We start from the raw sequence: 22,654 nt of genomic DNA, 5'->3' as shown, positions 1-22,654 counted from the left end.
GATCACACCCTCTCGAAGTGGAATTGCGCCTTTGACCCGGTGCCGAACACCTTGAGCGCGCCGCGTTCGCCGGTCGCGTTCGGCCGGACGAACACCCAGTTCTGCCAGGCCGAGAGGCGTCCGAAGACCTTGGTCCACAGCGTTTCGGCACCGGGGAAGCGCAGGCTTGCCTCGAGCCCCGTGAGCGCGTCGGGCGACAGGCTCGCGCGCTCCTCGACCGCGAGCCGGATCTCGTCGTCCCAGTCGAGATCGTCGGGCGCCACGGTCACGAGGCCGAGCATCAGCGCCGCCTCGGCCGTGAGTGCCTTGCCCTTGAGCGCTTCGAGCTTGGCAAGCACGCCGTCATCGCCCGAAAAGCGCGTCGCGAGCCGGCTCCGGCCGTTGACCATGGGCAGGAGGCCGAAGTTGCTGCCGTCGAGCCGGAGCTCCGGCGGGTTCTCTTCGCCCTCCGGCAGCGCCAGCATGTAGATGCGGTCGGATGCCAGCGCCAATTCGTAGAGCAGGCCCACGAAGCAGGAGCCCTGGTCGGCGATGGCGTAGAGGCTGCGCGAAGTGACGTCGAGCCGGGCGAAGGTGCGGCGCAGGTAGCCCACCGTCTCGCGCACCAGCCAATGGTCGCGGTGCGCCTGCAGCGTGGCGCCCGCGGCCAGTACCCGCTCGGCATCGCCGCGCGTCTTCAGCACGAGGAGCCCTAGATCGAGTTCGTTGGTGCGCAGCATCAGGAGCGCGTCGTCGAGCTCGCGCGCCAGCGCCAGCGGCCACCAGCCGTCGCCCAGCGCCTCGATCGCCTCTGGCGTTATCGGCTGCTCGGTCGCGGGCGCCGAGATGGTCAGCGTTGCCGACCGGCCGGCGCGGTCGAACGCGATGTCGACATGGGGATAGTGGTAGCCGGCATCATCGATGCGCCGGTCGAGCTTGCCGAGCTTGATGCCCTTTGCGTCGGACGGGCGCGGCGAGGCGGCGGCCAGCGCCTCGGCACGCGCCTTCACCAGTGCTGGGAACTCCGCCGGCTTCGCGATCGCGTCGACTAGGCCCCATTCCTTGGCGCGGTCGGCGCGCACCCCATCCGCCGACGTGCAGAACAGGTCGGCCAGATCGCGGCGCACCTTGCGCTTGTCGACGACACGGGTGAGCCCGCCTGTGCCGGGCAGCACGCCCAGGAGCGGCACTTCCGGCAGGCTCACGACCGAGGAACGGTCGTCGACCATCAGGATCTCGTCGCAGGCGAGCGCCACCTCATAGCCGCCGCCGGCCGTGGTGCCGTTCAGCGCCGCCACGAACTTCAAGCCGTCGTGCGCGCTCGAATCCTCCATGCCGTTGCGCGTCTCGTTGGTGAATTTGCAGAAATTCACCTTCCAGGCATGGGACGACTGGCCCAGCATGTAGATGTTGGCGCCGGAGCAGAACATGCGCTCCTTGCCGCTGGTCAGCACGACCGTGCCCACCGACGGGTGCTCGAACCGGATGCGCTGCAGCGCGTCATAGAGCTCGATATCGACGCCCAGGTCGTAGGAATTGAGCTTCAGCTTGTAGCCGGGCTTGAGCCCGCCATCCTCGTCGACGTCGAGCGTCAGCGTCGCGACCCGCCCGTCGACGGCGAGGCGCCAGTGCCGATACTCGGTCGGCTCCGCATCGAAAGTGATCATGGCGCATCCTCCCAGCCGCTCGGCAGTGCCGATGTTTTCATGCATCATAATGCATGTTTGGGGATGAGAAAGCGGTATTTTGCGTGGCGGCCGCTTCTTCACCGTCATCCCCGCGCAGGCGGGGATCCAGCAAGAGCCGCGTCGGCGGCGATAAGACTTTTCTCCGCGCTACCGCGCGTAAAGGACTGGATCCCCGCCTGTGCGGGGATGACGAAAAGGGGGCTACCCCACCGCCTCGACCAGCCGCTCGAGACTGTCTTCGATCGTGCGGCCGGCGGTGTCGACGCGGCGGTCGGCCTTGGCGTAGAGCGGGCCACGCACCTCGAGGATGCGCTGCAGGTCGCTCATGGCTTCGCGGTTGCTCGCCATCGGCCGCATGTCGCCCTGGGCCATGACCCGGCCCATGTGTTCGGCCGGCGAGGCGGTGAGCCACACGGTGAAGCAGTGGCTCAACAGCAGCTCGAACGTCGCCGGCTCCGAGACCAGGCTGCCGCCGGTCGCGAGCACGAAGCGCGGATGGCGGGCGATGACGTCCGCCAGGCATTGCCGTTCGAGCCGGCGGAAGCCGGCCTGGCCGTAGAGGTCGAAGATCACGCCGAGCGACACGCCGCTCGTTCGCTCGATTTCCCGGTCGAGCTCGATGAAGGGAACCTTGAGCCGCTCGGCGAGTGCCGCACCCAGCGTCGATTTGCCGGCGCCGCGCAGGCCGATGAGCGCGATATGGCCGCGCCGTGCCTCATCCGCTGCGGTGTCGAACCGCTGGAGCAGCATCTGCCGGGCCGCGACCAGATCCTCGGGTGCCAGCCGGCGCAGCAGCTCCTGCGCATGGGCCAGGTCGACCGACGGCTCCGACTGCTCATGCACCAGCGTCTCGATCGGCATGTCGAGCGCCGCCGCCAACTGGCGCAGCAGCAGGATCGAGATGTTGCCGCGGCCGGTCTCGAGCTGCGCCAGATAGCGTTCCGACACGCCGGAATCGCGCGACAGGATCTTGCGCGTCATGCCGCGCTTCGCGCGCGCCTCGCGCACCCGATCGCCCAGGCGCTTCAGGAATTCCTCATCCGACGTCCGCTCGGCCGGGCGATAGACGGGGCGGGGGGCTGGTGTGGCCATGGAAATGTCTCGACCTGAACTATGACGCTTGCCCGATCTCGAACATGTATTATAGTGCGTCGACAAAGTCGCGATCCAGCAGATTATGGGGCGACTGTAGCGGAGGAGCCGATGACGGTCGACATCACCATCCTGGTCGGCACGATGACCGGCACGGCGGAGCTCGTCGCCGAGGAGGTGCAGGCAGCGCTCGAAGGCGCCGGGCATGCGGCGCACACCCAGGCGATGGACGGGCTCGGCATCGATGTGTTCGAGCGCGGCGGCGCCTTCCTGATCGTCACCTCGACCTACGGCAACGGCGACGTGCCCGACAATGCGCAGGCGTTCTTTGCTGCGCTCGAGGTGGCGCGGCCCGATCTCTCCGGTGTCTCGTTCGGCATCGTGGCGCTCGGCGACCGGACCTATAAGACGACCTATTGCGAGGGCGGGCGGAAATTTGCGCGCCTCTTGGCCGAGCTCGGCGCCCGGCGGATCGGTGAGCCGCTGCTGCATGACGCCAGCGCCGGCACGATGCCGGAAGAGATCGCCGCCGATTGGGTGGTGGGCTGGGTCGACGAGCATCTGGCGCCGGCGCCCGTCATGACCTGAGCCGGCACCCAAGAAGGCAAAACAAGACGAGACAGGGCCGCCGCCAAGAAGCGGCCGACTGCCGAGCGAAAAGCACAGGGAGGGAGAACGCCGATGAGTCTGGCCGCAGCGCCGGGGCGCGACGGAAACGGGCGCAAGGGGGCGGGAACGTCGCCCGCAGGCTTCTACAATGCTGCGGTCGACCTCATCGACCGGAACCTCGCGGCCGGCCGGGCGGCCAAGACCGTCTTCATCGATGAGGCTGGCAGCTACAGCTACGGCGATCTCGCCGAGCGAGCCGACCGCTTCGTCAATGTCCTGCACACGCTCGGGGTGGCGCCGGGCGAGCGCCTCGTCCTCGCCCTCCTCGACACGATCGATTTCCCGACTTGTTTCCTGGGCGCCATCAAGGCCGGCGTCGTGCCGATCCCGGCCAACACGCTGCTGCAGCCGGCCGATTTCGCCCATATGCTGGCCGACAGCGGCGCCCGCGCGCTCGTCGTGAGCGAGGCGCTACTGCCGAAGCTCGTCGAAGCGGCCGACATCGCCAAGTGGGATGGGCTCGTCGTCGTCTCGGGTGCCGAGGGCCAAGGCCGGCCGCTGCTGGCGCCGCTCATGGCCGAGGCTGACAAGACCGCGTTGGCGGCCCAGACCCGGCCCGACGACGTGTGCTTCTGGCTCTATTCCTCGGGCTCGACCGGCCGGCCCAAGGGCACGGTGCATCGCCAGTCCAGCCTGATCGAGACCGCCCGGCTGTTCGGCCAGGGCGTGCTCGAGATCGGCGAGGGGGATCTCGTCTATTCGGCGGCGAAGCTGTTCTTCGCCTATGGGCTCGGCAATGCGCTGACCTTTCCCATGGCGGTCGGCGCCAGCGCGGTGCTGGTGAGTGGCCGGCCGACCCCCGACATGGTGGCGGACGTGCTGCGCCGCGCCCGGCCGACGCTGTTCTGCGGCGTGCCGACGCTCTATGCCGCCCTGGTCGCGAGCCCGGCCTTGCCGGGTAGGGGCGAGCACGCGCTCCGGCTCTGCACCTCGGCCGGTGAGGCGTTGCCGGCCGAGGTCGGGCGCGCCTGGACCGAGCTGACTGGCGTCGAGATCGTCGACGGCATCGGCTCGACCGAGATGCTGCATATTTTCGTGTCGAATCGGCCTGGGGCCGTGCGCTACGGTGTGACCGGACGACCGGTGCCCGGTTACCGGGTGCGGCTGGTCGACGAGACGCGACGCGAGGTGGCGACCGGTGAGATCGGCGAGATGGAAGTGAGCGGCCCGACTGCCGCGGCGCATTATTGGAACAATCCGGAGAAGACCCACGCGACCTTCCTCGGCGAATGGGTCAAGACCGGCGACAAGTTCCGCCAGGACGAGGCTGGAGACTATATCCATTGCGGCCGGGCCGACGACATGCTCAAGGTCAGCGGCATCTGGGTCTCGCCGATGGAGGTCGAATCGGCGCTGATCGGCCATCCGGCCGTGCAGGAGGCAGCCGTCATCGGCGTCGCGGATGCGGCGGGGCTCGTCAAGCCCAAGGCGTTTGTCGTGCTGAAGCCCGGCACCTCGGCCGATGCGGCCTTGATTGTGGCCTTGCAAGACCACGTGAAAAGCCGGCTCGCCCCCCACAATTATCCGCGCTGGATCGAGTTCGTCGACGACCTGCCCAAGACGGCGACCGGCAAGATCCAGCGCCACGTGCTGCGCAGTCGTGAAGCCGCCCATCCTCGAGGAGATGCCGAGAAGTGACGGTGACCACGATCGAGCGGGATTTCGTCGAGATCGACGGCCGGCGGCTGGAGACGGCGTGGCTGGCGCCCGCCCGGCCTGATGCGTCGACCATCGTCATGCTGCACGAGGGCGTGGGCTCGGTCGCACTCTGGAAGGATTTCCCTGAGCGCCTCGCCCGTGCGACCGGCTGCGGCGTCCTGGCCTATTCCCGCTACGGCTACGGCGCTTCGAGCCTGCTCGAGGAAAAGCGACCGGTCGAATACATGCACCACGAGGGCGAAGTCGTGCTGCCGGCCGTGCTCAACCACTTCGCTATCACCCGGCCGGTGCTGTTCGGGCACAGCGACGGCGGTTCGATCGCGCTGATCTACGCCGGCCGGCACCCCGACGCTGTGGCCGGCCTGATCCTCGAGGCGCCGCACGTCTTCGTCGAAGATCTGACCGTGACCAGTATTGCCGGCATCAAGGAGGTCTTTCGGACGACCGACCTCGGCGCGAAGCTCGGCCGCTATCACCAGGACCCCGACCGGACCTTCTGGGGCTGGAACGACATCTGGCTCGATCCGCGCTTCAAGTTCTGGAACATCGAGGCCTATCTGCCGGCGATCCGCTGCCCGATCCTCGCGATCCAGGGCCTCGACGACGAATACGGCACGCGCGCGCAGCTGGACGCGATCCAGGCCGCGACGCCGGCGACTGAGATCGTGCTGCTGGAGCACTGCGGGCATTCGCCCCATCGCGACCAGGCAGCAGCGGTGCTAGATCGATCGGCTGCGTTCATCGAGGCGTTGTTGCGCGCCGGCTGATCATCTTCTCTCAGCCCAAAGGGCGGAGAGGGGAAAAGAGACTTGGCCAATCGGCTATCAGCACATTTGGGAGGATGGACATGGGGACGTTGGGATTGCGGGCGCTCGCGCTCGCTGCGGCGCTGGGTCTGGCCGCGGGATCGGCCAAGGCCGACAGCATCAAGATCGGCGTGCTGGGCGACCAGTCGAATGTCGCGGCCGACGCCGGCGGCCTCGGCGCCGTTTTTGCGGCCAAGCTCGCGGCCGAGGATTTCGGCGGAAAGGCGGCCGGCATGCCGATCGAGTTCGTCTCGGCCGACTTCCTGACCAAACCCGACAATGCGGTGCAGATCGCCCATCGCTGGTTCGAGTCGGAGAATGTCGACGCCATCGCCGACCTGCCTTATTCGAGCGCCGGGCTCGCGGTCGAGCAGATCGCCGCCGCCGATAAGAAGGTCGTGCTCATCGGCGGTGCCGCGACCTCGGACATCACCAGCAAGTCGTGCAATCTCTATACGACCCAATGGTCGGACGACACCTATTCGCTGGCGTCGGCGACCGGCCAGGCGGCCGTGACGGCCGGCGGCAAGAAATGGTTCTTCCTGACCGCCGACTATGCGCTCGGCGATGCGATCCAGCGCGATGCGACCACGTTCATCACCAAGGCCGGCGGCACGGTCATCGGCAGCGTGCGCCATCCGCTCGACACGCGCGACTTCTCCTCTTTCCTGCTGCAGGCGCAAGGCTCGGGCGCCAACGTCATCGGCCTCGCCTCTGTCGGTGCCAACACGATCGCCGAGGTTAAGCAGGCGTCCGAGTTCGGCATCACCCAGGGCGGGCAGAAACTCGCGGGCTTCCTCGTCTTCATCACCGATATTAACAGCATGGGGCTGCAGGCGGCCCAGCATCTCTACAACACCGAAGGTTTCTACTGGGACCAGAACGACCAGGCACGCGCCTTCTCCAAGCGCTTCTACAAAGAGATCGGCCGCATGCCGACGAAGGAGCAGGCGGCGACCTACGCCTCGGTCATGCACTACCTGAAGGCGATCCAGGCCGCCGGCAGCAAGGACGGCACGGTCGTCAGCCGAAAGATGCACGAGATGCCGGTCGATTATTTCGGCCGCAAGGGCTCGATCCGCGTCGACGGGCGCGTGCTCTACGACTTGACGCTCTACGAGGTGAAGACCCCGGCCGAGAGCAAGTATCCCTGGGACTATTACAAGACCGTGCGCGACATCCCGGCCGACAAGGCGTTCCGCCCACTCGCCGACGGCGGCTGCCCGCTGGCCCAGAAATAGCGGGCGTTATGCCAGCATGTCGCGAACGAGCGGGATGACCCGTCGGCCGTAGAGCTCGATGCTGCGGACGAGCTTGTCGTGGGCGAGCGGGCCGGCGCTGTATTTGAGGTTGAAGCGCGACAGGCCGAGCGTCTTCACCGTCGCGGCGATCTTGCGCGCGACCGTCTCCGGCGAGCCCACATAGAGCGAGCCCAGATCGGCTTCGCGGTCGAACTCGGCACGCTGCATCGGCGGCCAGCCGCGCTCGGCGCCGATCCGGTCGCGCATGCGCTTGAAATCGGGCCAGAGCTCTTCGCGTGCGGCCTCGTCGCTGTCGGCGACATAGCCCGGCGAATGGACGCCGATCGGCCGCACCGGGCGGCCGAACTCGGCGAAGGCGCGGTGATAGAGATCGACGAAAGGCCGGAACCGCCCAGGCGCGCCGCCGATGATGGCGAGCATCAGCGGCAGGTCGTAGCGCGCGGCGCGCACCACGGACTGGGGGCTGCCGCCGACGCCGATCCAGGCCTTGAGCCGCCCGCCCTCGACCGGCGGATAGACCCGCTGGTCCGTGAGCGGCGGGCGCGTCTGGCCGCGCCAGTTGACCGGTTCCTGCGGCAGCAGCGCCGCGAAGAGATCGACCTTTTCCTCGAACAGCGCCTCGTAATCCTCAAGGTCATAGCCGAACAGCGGGAAGGATTCGGTGAAGGAGCCGCGGCCCAAGATGACCTCGGCCCGGCCGTTCGACAGCGCATCCACGGTCGAGAAGCGCTGGAACACGCGGATCGGGTCGTCGGAGCTCAGCACCGTCACGGCCGAACCGAGCCTGATCCGCTGCGTCTGGCCGGCGATCGCGGCTAGCACGACCTCCGGGGCGGAAACGGCGAAATCGGCCCGGTGATGCTCGCCGACGCCGAAGAAATCGATGCCGAGCTCGTCGGCCAGGACCGCTTCCTCGACGACGTTGCGGATGACCTCCGCCTGCGGCAGCAGCCCACCGGGGCCCGCGGTGACGTCGCCGAACGTGTCGAGCCCGAACTCGGGTGTCTGTGTCATGGGCTCTCTCCCCGCTCGTCAAATCCGGCCGAGGCATCGGACGCCCGGACGCCTCGGCGGTCCATCACATGGGGAGCGGGAGATACCGGCGCTATAGGCACATTTTTGAAACCAACCTCGGTATTTGATGATGCCCTCGTCCCGTCCGATTCTGGTCGCGAAGGGGTCTTGCTCCCTCTTTCACGGGGCCGCGGCGACGGTGAGGCCGATCTGCGCCGCGGGGCGGGATGCGGCGACCGTCTGCTGGATGCCGGCAAGCTTCACCCCGTTCTTGCTCAGCGATGGACGAGAACGGGTATCTGGGAGTGTGTCAGCACCTTGACCGTCTCGCTGCCGAGAACGAGTGCCGAGACGCCATGGCGTCCGTGGGAAGCCATGACGATGAGGTCGCAGCCTCTCGAGTTGGCGGTATCGATGATTGCCTCGTAGGGATGCCTGTGCTCGACATGGATCGCGTCGCACGGGATCCCCGCCGCTGCGGCCGCGCTTGCCACGGCATCGAGGATCTTCGATGCATGTTCGTGCATGCGCGTCTTATACGCGGCTGGCGTGCTCTCGATCATCTCCCTGTCGATCGTGAGAACATGAAATGGGGGCGAGACGGTCAGCGCCGTCACGTCTGCGCCGATCGCCTTGGCCAGCGCAATGCCGCCGTCGACTGCCTTCCCAGAAAGCTCTGAACCATCAGTCGGGATGAGGATATTCTTGTACATTCTCCCCTCCTCATTGGGCAGCTGCGCCGACGGCGCACGAAACCATTGGAGGTGGAGCACCGGCCCCCGGGCTTCAAGCAAGCCAGCGACGGCGCCAAGCGCCGCCGCATATGGGCAACCTCTGCTAGAGCTGGATCGGAATGAGGGGATCGCTTGGCGTTCCACTCATTCCGTGAAACGCGCTCTAGGATGCAGCCTTAGTCGCCATCGGCTCCCAAATGCTGATTTTACGGGTCTCCGGCATTAGGAAGAGGCAGAGTACGAAGCACACCGCAGGAACCGCAATCGGGTAGATCAGCGCATTGCCGAGGCTGCCCGTCGCCTGGAATGCTGCCGTGGTGATAAACGGCACCAAGCCGCCACCCCAGCCATTGCCGATGTGATACGGCACCGACACCGAGGTGTAGCGGATCGTGCCGGGGAAATATTCTGCCAGGAATGCCCCGATCGGCCCATACACCATCCCGACATAGGACACGAGGATCGCGACGATGAAGACCGCGATCGCGTAGTTGATATTGCCCGGCTGCGTCACCGCTCCGAGCCAGGAATACAGCGGATAATAGGTAACCGCCGCGAGCACGAAGCCTGCCAGGATCACGGGTTTCCGGCCGATGATGTCGGACAGCCAGCCGAACAGGATCAGGGTGGGCGTCGCGATGAGCAGCGCGCCTCCGACGATGTAGGCGGAGGTCAGCGGGTCCACCTTGGAAACCTGCTGCAGAAAGTACAACGCCCAGAACTGGCCGCTGTACCAGACCACGCCCTCTCCGATCACGACAATGCTGGCAATCCCGACGTATTTGATGTTGGCGCTGAGGAAGGCCTCCTTCCAGGGGTTCTTGGTCATCTGTCCCTTGGCCTTGATCTCCTGGAAGATCGGCGTCTCCTGGAGCCGGAACCGGATGTAGATTGCGATGGCTACCAGCAGGAAGGAAATCAGGAACGGCACGCGCCATCCCCCTTGCTCGAAGGCCTGATTGCCGAAATAGGTGCGTGTCACGATGATCACGGCCAACGACACCACGATCCCGATGGTCGGAGAGGTCTGCAGCCAGCCGGTGTAGTAGCCGCGGCGTTCGTCCGGGACATGCTCGGCGACGTAGGTTATCGCGCCGCCATACTCGCCGCCAAGGCACAGGCCCTGGATCATCCGCAACCCGAAGAGAACGAACGCAGCGGTCAGACCGATCGACTCGTAGGTCGGGATCAGCCCGATCGCCCCCGTGCCCAGTCCCATTCCGCTGAGCGTAATGAGGAATGTGTATTTGCGGCCGATCCGGTCACCCATCCATCCGAAGAGGAATGCCCCCAAAGGACGGATCAGGAATCCCGCGGTGAACAGCGCAATCGTGCTCAGCAGGGCCGCTACCGGATGGCTCTTTTCGAAGAACTTGACCGACAGAACCGCGGCCAGGCTTCCGAAGATATAGAAGTCATACCATTCGATGACGTTTCCAACCGAAGCGGCGACAATCACGCGCCGGAAGTCCGTCGGAATTCGAACAGCCATATTGTCCTCCCATTCCAGGACAATTCCCCTGCTTTCAGGCCAACTTGTCCCGTGACGCGCAGCCTCTGCCTTCGCGACGTCGAGTCCAGGAGGAACTCTGAATAGCCGAAGAGAGCTCCAACGGCCTTCAGCACCGCGAGCTACTGCTGCTTCCTTCCCATCTCGGAAAAGGGGGCAAATACTTTAATCCTTCCCCGTAACTTCGCCAACTTTTTTGACTAGACGCGCCCATAGGCGGTGGCTTCGCTGGCGTTCAGAGGTATCCAGCAGCATCCAGCATCGGCTTTTTGGGAAATGAGGGTTCTTGCGGTGCTCAGGCCGAGCTCAGAAAGCAAAAAAGCCAGGCATTGCCTGGCTTTTTGATTGGCGTCCCCTAGGGGAGTCGAACCCCTGTTCCCGCCGTGAGAGGGCTGGAACACGGCCAAAATGGTGTCCGAGAACGTCCATAGGGATCACCATTTCAAACGTAGTTGATTGGAGTCAAACGAGTTTGAATCTACCGTCGTCCACTTGCGTCAGGTCACATATTTTCCGTATGATTTCCGTACGCGCTGGGTTAGTCCGACGCGATGATGTCGGTGAGGCGTTGCCGTGGCGAGAACAGTTCGAAATGCCAAGCTCGATAGCCGTTCCGGCCGAGACAAGCTGGAAATTCGGCGCGAGCCGCATTGGGTAGTGATTTCCAAAGGCTGCGCGCTCGGGTATCGCAAGAGCGCCAGGGGTGGCAATTGGATCGCCCGTTTTCGTGACGATGCCGGTAAGCAGCACTATCACGCCCTCGGTGCCGCTGATGACGCTATGGATAGCGACGGCGGCGCGCTGGTTCTAAGCTATGCCGAAGCACAGCGCCGAGCTGATGACTGGTTCAAGCTTGCGGCGCGCGGCTTCGAGGAAGCTGTGGCGCCCACCGGTCCCTATACCGTCAAGGATGCGCTCACCGATTACGCGACGGCCTATAAGCGCCGCGGTGGCAAGGCAGCCGATACGATGCAATCGTCTATCGACGCACTCATCGTTCCTCCACTCGGGTCGATCGCCCTTAGCAAACTCACTCGGCGCAAAATCGAAAACTGGCACGAGGCCCTTAGCACAACACCAGCCCGGCTGCGGACCAAGCCCGGCAAGGAGCAGAACTTTCGGGAGAAAGATGAGACGCCGGAAGGTGTGCGGCGCCGACGCTCAACCGCGAATCGTGTCCTGACGATCCTGAAGGCCGCCCTCAATCACGCGATGGCCGATCGCAAGACCGCGACCGATGAGGCATGGCGCACGGTTAAGCCATTCCGTGAGGTGGATGCTGCTCGTGTCCGCTACCTGAACGACCAAGAGGCGCAGCGCCTCGTCAATGCCTGCGACAAGGATTTTCGACCGTTGGTGCAGGCGGCGTTGCTGACGGGCGCGCGCTATGGCGAATTGGTCGTTCTGACGGTTGGAGACTTCAACCCCGATGCCGGCACCGTCCATATTCGGTTCTCGAAGGGTGGAAAGGCGCGGCATATCGTTCTGAGCGACGAGGGAAAGAGCTTTTTCGCGGACAGGACGGCCGGAAAGACCGCGGCCAATCGCATGTTCGCTCGGGCAGACGGAGACGCCTGGGGCGTGTCGCACCAGAAGCGGCCTTTCGCGGACGCGGTCAAAGCGGCGAAGCTTGGCAAACTGACGTTTCACGAGCTTCGCCACTCATATGCAAGTCGTTTGGTGATGGCTGGGGCGCCTTTGCCCGTAGTGGCGGCCCAGCTCGGGCATTCGGACACGCGCATGGTTGAGAAGCACTACGGCCACATGTCGAAGAACTACGTGGCGGACACCGTGCGGGCTCATTTCGGGAATATGGGCTTGGTCCAGCCGACGAACGTCGCGTCGATGCGTCGAGCGGCTGACTGACGCGTGGCAATCGATCGCCATCGCTTGGCATAGATCGAAATCGGTGTTCCTGGCGTTTCATGTACCAGAGGGCCTAGCGTTCCTGCCGGATTCGACGGTTCAAGTCCGAGAACATCGCCTGTGGATCCCCACTGTTCCGTGTGTTCCGGCGGCCTGACCCAAGAACGACTCGCTCACCGATAGGCTCGGCCGATCGCCTATCGCGCGGCTGTAGAGCGGCCGGCGTATGACATGCGGGCGAATAATGAAACCGGCTACCCAGCTGGCCAAGACAGATGGAGAGGGGCCGTTTCACACCAATTGGTGACGCCGTCTAAACGCCAGTTTCAAGGATCGGGGCAAGACCCTGTCGGAGCACTTTGCTGCCGCCCATCTGGCCGTCGCTACGGCGAAGGCATGGCGAGCGAGTAGCTTTCAAGAATCCGCGACAAGATCTAATGGGTCAAGCTCATGTAATGGGCAGATGTTTTGTCTGTTATCAAATGAATTTGAAGAATCAACGGCAGTTGAATGCAGAAACGTAAATAATGATACCTTGACGTCGGTCGGATTTGCTCCATGATGCACAAGATGGCAACGCGCCGCGCGGGGGTGCGCCGGACGAAATATGGGGCTTACTCAAATGCCGGAACCAAACAGCGGAAGAATAGCTGAATCTTACCCCGATTTTTGCGAACGCACCGGTATATCGCTGCGGCACCTCTATTCGATGATTGCACGCGGTGAGGGGCCTCCGACGATCCGTATCGGACGGCGGGCTTTAATTCGGATCGAGGCGGGAATCGAGTGGCTAAAGAGCCTGGAAAACAAAGCGGCATAGGCAAGGTTGGCGGCCAGATTTCGGCGCCCCCGCCCCCTGAAGCATTTTGATAGGACCAGGCAATGACCGACGACGTACAAGTCCAATTCGGCGCCAATGTCGACCAGCTCAACGCGGCGATGGAGAAGCTGGTGTCGACTGTGCGCTCTGCGGCTGACGGCATGCAGGCGGCCGGCGCGACGGGCGCAGCAGCGCTCTCCAACTCGCTGAGCGCCCTTCAGAGCCGCATTACGTCCGTCACGCAGGCGAATACTGCGGCAACGACAGCCATCCAACAGCAGATCAATGCGCTGGTCGGATACGGCAACGAGGCGAAATCGGCCGCCGCGAGCGCGTCGGTATTTGAGGATTCGCTCGGCATCACGGCGGCCAAGGCAAGGGCGCTCTCCGATCAGTTGAAGAAGCTGAATCCTGACCTGGACGGCACGCGCAATTCGGCTGGAGGTGTCGCGCACGGCGCGGCCGGCATCACCCGAGAATTCATCGTGCTCGGCCATGAGGTGGTGTCGGGCAACTTTTCGCGCATCCCCGGCTCGATGATGGTGCTTGCAGAGCGCACTGGTGGCCTGCTGACGGTCATCTCGTCTCTGTCCGCTACCACCCTAGCCGGCGCAGCTGCCATGGGCGCATTCGCTGTCGCCTTGGGTGTGGTGGAGGCGCATGCGATCTCCGCCGCCAAGGCCGTAGAGGCGACTCGCGGCGCCATGATGGTGGTAGGCACACTCGGCGAAAGCAGCACCAGCCAGATCGAGGGGTGGATTGACCGACTGCGCGACCATTGGAACGCGAGCCGGACGGAGGCTCAGAAGTCGGCCGAAGCGCTCGGCAGTCTTGGCGGCCCGGCGGCACAGTTCGCCGCGCGCATTATGGACGCGGCTGCGGCCGAGGCGACGCTGAAGCACACTGATCTCGACAAGTCAGTTGAGGCGCTGGTCAAAGCTTTCAACGGCGGCGCCGACAGCGCTATCCGCTGGGCGCAACAGAATCACGTCGTCGGCGAAAGCTTCCAGGCGACGGGCACCGAGACGGAGAAGATGAATGCCGTCTTGGAGGCCATGGAAAAGCGCTTCGTGTCCGGCGGCAACGCCGTGGCCGACGCGCGGAAACAGATGCAGCTCTATCAGAACGTTGTCGCGCAGATGGCGGAGTCCGGCGCCACGCCTGAGAGCATCGGCATCACCATGCCGTCCAATAAGGATTTGCAGGCTGACCCGAGCAAGGGCACGCAGCAGAATGCCGCCGAGGACGAGCAGAACGCCATCATCCGCAAGACAAATGCGGCCGAGGAAGAACGCGCCAAGATCCTGACCAACATATGGGAGGTGCAACAGGCAATCGACCGCTTGGACGCCAATCCGGATGCGAAGGCGGCGGCCGAAGCGGCGCAGGCCGATCGCGCGTTCAATACCTCGATCACCGGCATCATCCAGGGCACGGAGACAGGTTCCCAGGCGGCGAAAAAGGCAGCCTCCAGCATCGCCGTCTCGTACATGGAAAGCTCGGCCAAGATGGCGACAAAATGGATCGCCGATCGCCTGGCCGAGCTTGCGACTGGCAAGGCCGTTGAGGTGTCGAAGTCGGCAGCGACTGCCGCCGGCACCGCTCAACGCGAGATGACGAGTAGGACGGAAGGTTCCGGGCAGTTCTCAGCCATCTCGGAATTGCTTGCGCGCTGGACGGGCATGGAGACCGGCAAGACGGCGGCTACCGAAGCCGGCAACACAATTCGGACGGCATCCAACTTGGCCGCCGACAAGGTCAGTGCGGCATCGACGGAGACGACCGCCTCGTCAGGCATCATGCAGCATGCTGGATCGGCCGCCGCCGCCGTCTACGACGACGTCTCGCAGATTCCCTATGTCGGATGGATCTTGGCGCCGATTGCCGCTGGCGCCGCTTTTACTGCGGTGGCCGCTTACAGCGAATTCAGTTCAGCAGAGGGCGGTTGGGGCCAGGTGCCGGCCGACGGTATGCAAACCATTTTGCACAAGAACGAAATGGTCCTCCCGGCAAAATTCGCCGACCCACTCCGCCGAAACCTTCTAGGCGGCGGTATGTGGGGTGCGAACACTGGACAGGGCGGCGGAGGCGCAACGTCAACGAGCGGCGGGCAGCGCTCGAGCGGCGGCGATATCCACCTGCATTACGGGCCGACGATCAGCGGTTCCGGCCAGAGCGTGAGCAGCTTGAAAAGCATGCTGCAACAGAGCGGCCAGGACTTGATTACGTGGCTCCGTAACGAGAAGCGGAACGGCACTTTCTCGGTGTAATGGAATTCAACGAATTAAATCGGACGAAACGTGCGCGAAAAACAAAAAACGACGATCAGTTGCGGGACTGATCGTCATTTCTGGGACCGAACATTGTAACTGCGCTGTTTGCGACAAACGCGAAGTTACTCTGCGCAAGCGGGCGCAATATGTCAAGCGTATTTGAACATGTTGTTCGGTCTTCTCACCGATCTTTGGGTGAAAGACAATGCGTAGCAGATTTTCTAACACCGCCAATGTCGGACGCGGCTGGAAGCCCCAAGAAATTTGCAAGAATCAATCGGACAGTGCGCCTCCCTATCTGTTGAGTATCGAGCGAGCTGCCGCGAGCATTGCCGTTTCCCGTGCTTACTTCTATGAGCACGTCCTGCATCATCTTGAGACGGTCAGGTTAGGCAAACGCAATTTAGTTTGCCGGGAGAGCCTCGAAGCCTTCATCGAAGCCCGCAAGCAAGCGGCTCGCCACGTCGGCGCGGAGGGTTGAGCGATGGCAGGCCTGGAAGCAGTCAATGCCGCGGAGCTATTCCGAAAGATATCGAAGGACATTTCCGAAGCGAACGAAAAATACAATGTCCTTCTTCGTTTTGGGTTCTTCGGCTTTTTTGGTCATCACCCAGATTCCGCCGAAATCGCGAAAAATAAGTTGTTATCTCATGAGATTACATTGGAAGTTTGCCTCGCTTTCATCTGGCTAAAATTCCAGCCAGATCGCGAGACGGTGAATACAATTCACACCGCGCAAGATTTTAGCTTCATGGCTAGGTGCTGGTGGCGAGAGCACGGAGTTGATAGCCCGAAAATCTCGCCCGTTGCCATTATCATCGCGTGCATCATTTCGGGTCGTCCATGGCGCCAGAATAAAGATGGCGAGGCTCTGCTTGCGATTGGAACGCGGCGAACTAAGGCAGCCTGCGGGTTCTATAGTACGAGGGGACGCTGGCGATGAGCCACGTGACCTCCCCGCCGGGCACGCTCCATTTTGACTTCAACGAAGCCCAGAAGCAGGGAGATTTCGCGGCAGAATACAATCTTGACGACATCAGGGATGCGTTGCGCGCGACAGCAATGTCATGGGTCCCAGACCTGTTCCCGAACGGACGCAGGGTCGAAGACGAGTGGGTGCTGGGCGGCATCGACGGCCGCGCCGCGGCAAAGGACGGCTCGTGCAAGATCAACCTCCGGGGCCGCTTCGCCGGCTCCTGGCGCGAGTGGGATGACGATACGCGCGGCGGCCCGATCGACACCGTCCGCCAGGGCACAGGGCTCGACGGGCGCGAGTTGTACGCCAAATGCGCCGAGCTGGCCGGCAGCCGAGGACCCGAGCCCCAACGCCACGCCCGCGGCTACCGGGCCGCCGGTCCCGTCGATCGCACCAACGACATCGCCTTCGTGCTTCAGGGCGCCATCTCCGCCGCCGGCACGCTGATCGAGACGGCCTATTTCCCGTCGCGCGGACTGCCGTGGTCTCCGTGCGACGATCTGCTGTTCTCGCCCGACGTCGCGCACTTCGGCGCCAACCGTGGCTTTCCTGTCATGATCGCCCGCTTGCGCAACGCGCGCGGCGAGCTGCCGTGCGTCCACAACGCGATCATCGCGCTCCGGCACGCGCCCGAATGGGCGGGCGTGCTGTGGCTGAATGAGATGTCGCAAAGGGTTACGGTTCGACGCCCGCTGCCGTGGTCCGGCGGCGTCGGCGAGGAAATGCGCTGGGCGGATCATCTCGACGTGCTGACGGCCTCGTGGCTCCAGACGCACGGTATCATGGCGCCGACCACGATGGCGGGTGACGCGGTTCGTACCGTCGCGCGAGAATGCAGGTATCATCCCGTCCGCGACTATCTCGACGGGCTCGCTTGGGATGGCTTGCCGCGCCTAGACACGTGGCTGATCGATCGGTGTGGAGCGGATGACACCCCTTACACGCGCTCAATTGCCGCGGCGTGGATGATATCGGCCGTCGCACGCGCCATGCGGCCAGGGTGCAAGGCGGACTGTGCGCTGATCCTTGAAGGGCCGCAGGGGCTCAAAAAATCGACCGTGGCGAAGGTGTTGGGCGGTGACTGGTTCACGGACAACATCGGCAAGATGGGCGAGCGCGATTCCATCATGCGTGCGATGCCATTTTGGATCGTCGAAATCGCCGAGCTGGATGGAATGAACCGAGCGGAGGTTGATACCGTCAAAGCGTTCCTATCGTGCACCGAGGACAATTTTCGACCGCCATACGGCAGGGAGACGGTTGACAACAAGCGCCAGTTCGTCTTCATCGGAACGGTCAATCCCAACGGAAATGGCTACATCAAGGATGATACCGGCGGCCGGCGATTCTGGCCGGTGCTGTGCCGCGCCGTTACCGATGATGGCAAGGTGGACGTTGACGGCTTGATGGCCGACCGTGACCAGCTATGGGCTGAGGCGACAGCACGGTTCAAGGCAGGCGAACCCTGGTGGCTAACCGGCGACGCTGAGGCCGTCGCAACTGAGCAGCAGTCATTGCGCCAGGACGACGACGAATGGCTATCGCTGGTCGGCAAGTTTGTGGAGTGGAGGGACGAGGTCACGAGCTTGGAGGTTCTGACGGATGGCCTGAAGCTCACGCCCGACAAGATGGGCCGCGCCGAACAGATGCGCGTGGCGAGGTGCTTAAAGCGTCTAGGCTTCGACAAGCAGAAGAAGCGGCTCAGTTCCAGCCAAACGCAGTGGGTCTATGTCAGATCCGCCAGTAGATAGAATTCGGCGCTTGGTATCCGGCGTCAAAAGCGTGGTCTCGACCCATTTCGTTCCTAGGTGAACTCCTCAGCCTCTTCAAAAGCGATCGTCCGCGGTATGGTTTGGGCAACTCAGCGCCCCGCGCCAAACGTTGAGCGAGCTGATTTCATTGGAGGTCAATGAAATGGCGATTGAGTATCGAAACTATTACGATAAAGTATTCGACCATCTATTCTCTCCAATTGCGATAACGTGCCAATGAAAATCAGATTTAAGTTTTGTCTCAATAATTGAGCGATAAAGTAACTGCGATGGTTTGTCAGAAAGTGCGTCGGTGAGTAATTTTACTATCTCCGGAAATTTTTTCGATCTAGATCTTGATATTTTATTGTAGGCTTTACGCTGCGCGACGACGATCTGCCACTTATCTGGATCACCGCACGATGAGAGTGATTTCGCACTGCGAAGAACGTTCGGGACTGCCGTTCGAAGCTTTGTGAAATCGTCATAAAGACCTTGAAGCTCTAGCGTTATATTATCGCCTCGAATGTATTTTATCTCAATCATGATAAGCCCTCGGCTACCCCGCTGAATATTACGTGATTTCTCAAAGAAGACAAAATCCAGGGTACTGGGTGCTCCGCTTCTCGCAGACGAAGTGGTAATTGGCTCCTGCGCGAGAACCGACCATCCCCGGCCGGAAGCGATCTCATATATCGGCGGATACAAAAAATGTTCACAGTATAACGTCCGAGCGGCGCCAGCCTGTTTGAAAGTTAGCCACCCGGCCAGCCCGTCAACTAGCCGACGAATGAGTATTCGCTCTCTCTTTCTTTGATTCTTTTTCATAAAATCATCCAAAAAGTTACTTTCCGAATTAACGACGCAGCAGGTCTCGCGACCTCAGAATAAAACGGAGTTGTCTCTTTTGCACCAAACCCACCACGAACCGATTTCTGTTTTAGTGCATTCGGACCTGAAACCGAACAGACCGAAACTCGCCCTGAGCCGGCTTATAGCGCGAGCACCACGCGTTAGATTTCACCGACAAGCGACAATATGTGCAGATGGGCCGAGCCTCCGCGATCGGCCTGTTTCTTGCCAACCCTGTTCCAACCACGCAGGGGGTTGGAACAGGGTTGGAACGGAAAAAAGCTCAACGATATCAATGCCTGTTCCAATGTTCCAACCGTTCCAACCTAGTTCTAACAATGCATGAGAGAGAATTGCTCAAGGGTGAAACCTAGCTGATGGCCCCGGAGCACGCACATCTACGTGCATATAGAGAGGTGAGGCAGTTGGTTGGAACGTTGGAACATGAGCGTAAGCCACTGAATTGACTGAGAAAAAATTCACGGAGGTTGGATCAAGGGTTGGAACTGAGGTAGGAACAGTGCCTCTGCACCAGGTAGGTGAGAGCCCAAACCTCTCTAGATTCCAATGCATTAGATTTCGTCGAGGCGTTATTCGTCGCCCGTATAATCAAGGCCATATCAGACGTTTTGAATATGGGGCGCGCAAAGCCTAGAAACCGCGCGTCGAGTGAGGGAGCGGCCATTTGGCTAGGGTGGTGGCGCAGCAGGACCGCTCCAGCGCTCAGCGGGCGTTTGGCGGGGCGCAACGAGTGCGACGATTGCCTTGCGATAGCGTATCCGCTAATTCTAGAGACCCCGCTGGCCGTTGTGAGCGACCGGCGGGGCCATCTACCCTAGAAGGGCCACCGGAGGATCAAGTCTAGCTTGAACCACCGGGTTTCTAGTTGGATGGTCAAAATGGGCTCTCGACCCATTCTTACCTCCGTCTCGCGATCGCCCCGGCAGGAACAACCCTGTCGGGGCTTTCGCTGCGCAAATTTCTTCCCCCGCCGGCCGTCCGCCGTAAGAGAAGCGCGTTCCCTTACATGTTGTTAGGCAACCGCCTAGTTTAACTGACCGAGATCCCGCGGCAGAGCCGGTTTCAGGCCACCCGAGGAGGGCGGTAGACGATAGGGAATGGTCCTTTCCTGGCGGTTGGGAGAGTCGGTCTTGCCCTGAACTGCGATCGTTATCTTCGTGACCTCTCCCCCCTGTCCCTTGAGATTGCTGATCGCTGCGGCGGCTGCATCGAGCGTGCCGGAACACCATCGTTCCGCGGCCGAAACTTGATCCAGAAAGTTTTTCGAATAATGCTTCGTCCACGAGGCAAGTTCGCCGAATCGTCCAAGGGTCAGCAGGGCCACGGAGCAGTTATTGGCCTGATAGGCGTCGAACCCATTTCTCCAGAGGTCCGCGAGATAACTCTCAGTGACGACGATCGTGAAGTCAGCCTGAGCGCGCGCCGGGGCGGCAACCTCCACCAGTATGAGTGCGCCGACGCCGAGGAGGCGTGTTCCGTGTGGCAATGAGTAGGCCATGGCCGATCTCCGCTACTGTTGTCCCTTTGTGTTCATTGCCGGTTGTTCCAATTGCGGCTTCTTCGAGTCGATTGGAGCCGCGACTCTTCGGCTGGACTCGGCCGAAAAGCTAGTCTCGAACGGCTTGTCCTTGAGGACACCGACTGTAATGATGACTGTTGCCATCAAGGTGAAGAACAAGCCTGGTGACACACTGATCAGGTCAACCGATCCGGCTTTGAACGTACTGCGGAATCTGAATTCGCCTTTGACGCCCATCACCAGGAGTTGGAAGCCAAGCCTCGCGACCAAGTAACCGACAAGTAGCGCTGCGATCTTGAAGGCGATAAGCGGGCCAATTGTTCCGAGATGCAGCCACAGCAACGTCGTGAGGTATTCCGAATTGTCCATCCTAGCCTCCCGAAGCCACTAAGTGCTCATGCCCTCCGCATTCGGGTGGAACGGTTCCCGATGACGATAATGCGGTATTATGACACCATCTCGGCTAATTTATCAAACTGGCTGACGCCTGCTCGTGCTGCCTGCGGCGCCCGGGCCGCCGCCCATCGCATGCTCCGGGAGTTCGGCTACAGGGGCTGGAGACGGCCGCTCGCGTACCGACCGGCAGCGGGGGATGGCGGACGGGCCGCGCAAACGCCTTGTCGGGCGGCGGCCGTTTCCGCCGCGTCCTCCGTTGGACGTATGAGCTGGGAGTGTGCCGTGACCCGGGCGGCCTTTGCGCCGACGTCGATATCATTCCCTTGTTTCTCGGCGTCGCCGCTTGTCGGTGGATGAGAAAGCCCAGATCGTCGAGGAGACGCTGGCGCCGGGTTCGGTTGTTTCCACGATCGCCCGGCGGCATAGGCTGACACCACAGCAGTTGTTCACCCGGTGCCGAGAGGCAAATCGCCTAGCATTGGCCGCAGAGAATGCGGAGCCTCTGCTGTTCGTGCGGGCTCGTCAATGCGTCGTAGCGGACGGTTTCAATTCTTACGCGATCTGGATTATGTTCAGCCTGATGACCAATCCAAAGTAGGCGGTCGCCGTGAAAAATAAAATTGCAACGCTAGTAGTGTTGACGCTTTGTGCGATCGGAAACTCGCAGGCCGAGAGTCTGACGGATAAGCTAATTCAGCTTGGCGCATCGAAGGCAAGAGATTGCCTGAAATTAGCAAATTCCGGCGGCCCCTATAAAGCGGATCACCTACATGCTTATGCAGACTGCGTAGTTTCTGCCGTGACTCCGATTCAGTATTCTTCGGGCGACGAAAAGCTCATTGATGCCGGAGTGTATATTGGAGGAAAATATATCCTGGCGCGAGAATTTGGCCCAATTGATCAAAAGACTTATGGCACGCTTGGCGTTGATCAGAAGAATCAAATAGACTCTGGTTACAGGTGGGCGTTAGCTCATCTAAAAGAAAGCGGAGTAGGGAAGGACGCAGCATGTGCCGCAATTGGGTGGACGGATTGTAAATCGCTTCCTTGACATTGTTGGATTCTATTTACTCCTGATTTGCCTGTGGACCTGGTTGGTGGAATGGGCGGCCTTGCGTGCCAGAGAGGGCGCCTATGGCGCGGCACGCTTGCATATTTTTCGCGCTACCATCGCTGGCGCTGAAAAGGCGCGCAAGTAATTGTCAACTTTATATCTATAAATCTATAGATTATAGTTTTGCTCTAATGGGATTTTGCTGTTTTACAACGGCATCTCCCCAATATTGTCAAACATCATTGGAAATTTAAACAGTAGACGGGCGATCTATTGCTGTGAGACTCTAAGCGAACGGCCCAGGTGCTACCAACACCCGAGCCGTTCTAACCACCACCGTCTATCTTTGGGGATCACGGTAATGGCTAATTTTCAGAATATCACGGAAGACGCCCGCTTGGTCGAACTCGCTGCTTTATTCGAGCGATCGATGTGCATGTACACCGTCAATGATGAATGCGCGACGGGAGCTGCTAGCGAAGAAGCAAAGCTGCATCGCGACGGTGCGGACTACTGGATCGACCTTGCTATCAATCAGGCGACCGAGATTTGTTCCTTGGTTGCGCGAACGGCCTGGGGCGCCCTTGTTCAGGCCGAGGCGCTCGAGTTGATCGCAGATCATGAGACCGAAGGCGATCTGTATGGGTTGATCCGCCTCAACGCGATCCGCTCGATTTCGGGTGTGCTCGCAGGCGTGGCGGGCGTCTAACACC

Annotated in this window: 20 protein-coding genes and 1 tRNA gene; 12 read left to right on the top strand and 9 right to left on the bottom strand. The window is 61.8% G+C overall.

Translation table 11 applies throughout. The annotated features are described in order from the left end of the window. Positions 1 to 2 precede the first annotated feature (2 nt). Together boxC and IEY58_RS19505 are read right to left on the bottom strand one after the other, a co-directional pair. A complete protein-coding gene (gene boxC, locus IEY58_RS19510) occupies positions 3 to 1,646 on the bottom strand; it encodes a 2,3-epoxybenzoyl-CoA dihydrolase (protein ID WP_189048832.1) in 1,644 nt (547 codons plus the stop codon). A gap of 222 nt (positions 1,647 to 1,868) precedes the next feature. Further along, on the bottom strand, positions 1,869 to 2,759 hold the full coding sequence (locus tag IEY58_RS19505; RefSeq protein WP_189048830.1) for a helix-turn-helix transcriptional regulator: 891 nt from the start codon (positions 2,757 to 2,759) through the stop codon (positions 1,869 to 1,871). 111 nt (positions 2,760 to 2,870) lie between these two features. Here IEY58_RS19505 and IEY58_RS19500 point away from each other — a divergent pair, with 111 nt between their 5' ends. The 4 genes from IEY58_RS19500 to IEY58_RS19485 all read left to right on the top strand — a co-directional run bounded on the left by IEY58_RS19500 (position 2,871) and on the right by IEY58_RS19485 (position 7,134). Then, a complete protein-coding gene (locus IEY58_RS19500; protein WP_189048829.1) occupies positions 2,871 to 3,347 on the top strand; it encodes a flavodoxin domain-containing protein in 477 nt (158 codons plus the stop codon). Positions 3,348 to 3,440: 93 nt separating this feature from the next. After that, entirely contained in the window at positions 3,441 to 5,066 is a 1,626-nt protein-coding gene (locus IEY58_RS19495) for a benzoate-CoA ligase family protein (RefSeq protein WP_189048827.1), read from the top strand. Continuing rightward, complete coding sequence (locus tag IEY58_RS19490; RefSeq protein WP_229743827.1) at positions 5,063 to 5,854, top strand: alpha/beta fold hydrolase; 792 nt, start codon at positions 5,063 to 5,065, stop codon at positions 5,852 to 5,854. The genes IEY58_RS19495 and IEY58_RS19490 overlap by 4 nt, the downstream gene beginning before the upstream one ends. 80 nt (positions 5,855 to 5,934) lie before the next feature. After that, positions 5,935 to 7,134 carry an ABC transporter substrate-binding protein gene (locus tag IEY58_RS19485; protein ID WP_229743826.1) on the top strand — a complete coding sequence of 400 codons (1,200 nt, stop codon included), beginning with the start codon at positions 5,935 to 5,937 and terminating at the stop codon, positions 7,132 to 7,134. 6 nt (positions 7,135 to 7,140) lie between these two features. Here the strand turns inward: IEY58_RS19485 and IEY58_RS19480 are convergent, their stop codons facing one another. The 4 genes from IEY58_RS19480 to IEY58_RS19465 form a co-directional block, all read right to left on the bottom strand. After that, the gene (locus tag IEY58_RS19480) at positions 7,141 to 8,169 is read right to left on the bottom strand and encodes an LLM class flavin-dependent oxidoreductase (protein ID WP_189048825.1); all 1,029 of its coding nucleotides are present in this window, start codon (positions 8,167 to 8,169) and stop codon (positions 7,141 to 7,143) included. Between the two features lie 275 nt (positions 8,170 to 8,444). After that, positions 8,445 to 8,882: a universal stress protein gene (locus tag IEY58_RS19475; protein WP_189048823.1), complete on the bottom strand. Its 438-nt coding sequence runs from the start codon at positions 8,880 to 8,882 to the stop codon at positions 8,445 to 8,447. Positions 8,883 to 9,066: 184 nt separating this feature from the next. Further along, positions 9,067 to 10,395, bottom strand: coding sequence for an MFS transporter (locus IEY58_RS19470; RefSeq protein ID WP_189048821.1), 1,329 nt, complete (start codon positions 10,393 to 10,395; stop codon positions 9,067 to 9,069). Positions 10,396 to 10,759: 364 nt separating this feature from the next. Then, positions 10,760 to 10,829 (bottom strand) — tRNA-Glu (locus IEY58_RS19465). Between the two features lie 157 nt (positions 10,830 to 10,986). Here IEY58_RS19465 and IEY58_RS19460 point away from each other — a divergent pair. The 5 genes from IEY58_RS19460 to IEY58_RS19440 all read left to right on the top strand — a co-directional run bounded on the left by IEY58_RS19460 (position 10,987) and on the right by IEY58_RS19440 (position 18,099). Continuing rightward, positions 10,987 to 12,279, top strand: a complete 1,293-nt coding sequence (locus tag IEY58_RS19460; protein ID WP_189048819.1) for a tyrosine-type recombinase/integrase — start codon at positions 10,987 to 10,989, stop codon at positions 12,277 to 12,279. Positions 12,280 to 13,161: 882 nt separating this feature from the next. Beyond that, on the top strand, positions 13,162 to 15,369 hold the full coding sequence (locus tag IEY58_RS19455; RefSeq protein ID WP_189048817.1) for a hypothetical protein: 2,208 nt from the start codon (positions 13,162 to 13,164) through the stop codon (positions 15,367 to 15,369). Positions 15,370 to 15,577: 208 nt separating this feature from the next. Continuing rightward, positions 15,578 to 15,853 carry a hypothetical protein gene (locus IEY58_RS19450; protein ID WP_189048815.1) on the top strand — a complete coding sequence of 92 codons (276 nt, stop codon included), beginning with the start codon at positions 15,578 to 15,580 and terminating at the stop codon, positions 15,851 to 15,853. A 3-nt stretch (positions 15,854 to 15,856) separates the two neighbouring features. Then, entirely contained in the window at positions 15,857 to 16,315 is a 459-nt protein-coding gene (locus IEY58_RS19445) for a hypothetical protein (RefSeq protein ID WP_189048813.1), read from the top strand. Continuing rightward, positions 16,312 to 18,099 carry a virulence-associated E family protein gene (locus IEY58_RS19440; protein WP_189048811.1) on the top strand — a complete coding sequence of 596 codons (1,788 nt, stop codon included), beginning with the start codon at positions 16,312 to 16,314 and terminating at the stop codon, positions 18,097 to 18,099. The genes IEY58_RS19445 and IEY58_RS19440 overlap by 4 nt, the downstream gene beginning before the upstream one ends. Before the next feature lie 186 nt (positions 18,100 to 18,285). Here the strand turns inward: IEY58_RS19440 and IEY58_RS19435 are convergent, their stop codons facing one another. From IEY58_RS19435 to IEY58_RS19425, 3 genes are all read right to left on the bottom strand, one after another. Further along, entirely contained in the window at positions 18,286 to 18,927 is a 642-nt protein-coding gene (locus IEY58_RS19435; protein ID WP_189048809.1) for a hypothetical protein, read from the bottom strand. A 1,069-nt stretch (positions 18,928 to 19,996) separates the two neighbouring features. Next, on the bottom strand, positions 19,997 to 20,470 hold the full coding sequence (locus IEY58_RS19430) for a hypothetical protein (RefSeq protein WP_189048807.1): 474 nt from the start codon (positions 20,468 to 20,470) through the stop codon (positions 19,997 to 19,999). A 12-nt stretch (positions 20,471 to 20,482) separates the two neighbouring features. Then, entirely contained in the window at positions 20,483 to 20,860 is a 378-nt protein-coding gene (locus IEY58_RS19425) for a hypothetical protein (RefSeq protein WP_189048805.1), read from the bottom strand. 325 nt (positions 20,861 to 21,185) lie between these two features. Here IEY58_RS19425 and IEY58_RS34805 point away from each other — a divergent pair, with 325 nt between their 5' ends. The 3 genes from IEY58_RS34805 to IEY58_RS19410 all read left to right on the top strand — a co-directional run bounded on the left by IEY58_RS34805 (position 21,186) and on the right by IEY58_RS19410 (position 22,650). Beyond that, positions 21,186 to 21,485, top strand: coding sequence for a transposase (locus tag IEY58_RS34805; protein WP_407648416.1), 300 nt, complete (start codon positions 21,186 to 21,188; stop codon positions 21,483 to 21,485). Positions 21,486 to 21,494: 9 nt separating this feature from the next. Next, a complete protein-coding gene (locus IEY58_RS19415) occupies positions 21,495 to 21,938 on the top strand; it encodes a hypothetical protein (protein WP_189048801.1) in 444 nt (147 codons plus the stop codon). A 364-nt stretch (positions 21,939 to 22,302) separates the two neighbouring features. Further along, on the top strand, positions 22,303 to 22,650 hold the full coding sequence (locus IEY58_RS19410; RefSeq protein WP_189048799.1) for a hypothetical protein: 348 nt from the start codon (positions 22,303 to 22,305) through the stop codon (positions 22,648 to 22,650). Positions 22,651 to 22,654: the final 4 nt, after the last annotated feature.

This window comes from Aliidongia dinghuensis (assembly GCF_014643535.1).
GTDB classification, from domain to species: Bacteria; Pseudomonadota; Alphaproteobacteria; order ATCC43930; family CGMCC-115725; genus Aliidongia; species Aliidongia dinghuensis.
Note: the sequence above shows the minus strand (reverse complement) of the source record. Positions and strands in the feature narration are given on the sequence as shown.